This window comes from Thermococcus sp. ES12 (assembly GCF_012027515.1).
GTDB lineage: Archaea > Methanobacteriota_B > Thermococci > Thermococcales > Thermococcaceae > Thermococcus > Thermococcus barossii.
Window position 1 is genome coordinate 1 of the sequence record NZ_SNUP01000029.1, and the last position, 519, is coordinate 519.

The window sequence follows — 519 nt, forward strand, 5'->3', positions numbered from 1 at the left end:
GGAAACAAAACATTTAATCACAGGGAGAAGGGTTTGGGTACCTTTAGCTCCACCGGGTAACAAGATGGGTTATGTAGCGGGAAGCAACATAGCTGGCGTTGATATAACATTCCCCGGAGTTTTAGGCACAGCAATAACAAAGTTCATGGATTTAGAGATTGGAAAGACTGGGCTTACAGAGCAGGAGGCGTTAAAAGAGGGTTATGATGTAAAAACCGCCTTCATAGAAGCAAGAACGAAGCCCCACTATTATCCAGGAGGAAAGAAAATATGGCTTAAGGCAATAGCAGACAAAGAGAGCGGAAAGCTTTTAGGACTTCAAGCAGTTGGTGCGGAAATCCTTCCAAGGATAGATGCATTTGCAATTGCTTTGCAAGCAGGATTTGCTACCAAGGACTTGTTCTTTGCTGATTTGGCCTATGCACCACCATTTGCCCCGGTGTGGGATCCATTGGTGGTCTTGGCAAGGGTTTTGAAGTTCTGAGCTCTTTTTTACTCATTTATTGAAAAAGATTTATG

General features: G+C 43.5%; 1 pseudogene. It reads left to right on the forward strand.

Features of this window, described 5'->3' with window-relative positions:
* Positions 1-484, forward strand: a pseudogene (locus E3E37_RS10840) (CoA-disulfide reductase); the annotation flags it as partial.
* Positions 485-519 lie beyond the last annotated feature (35 nt).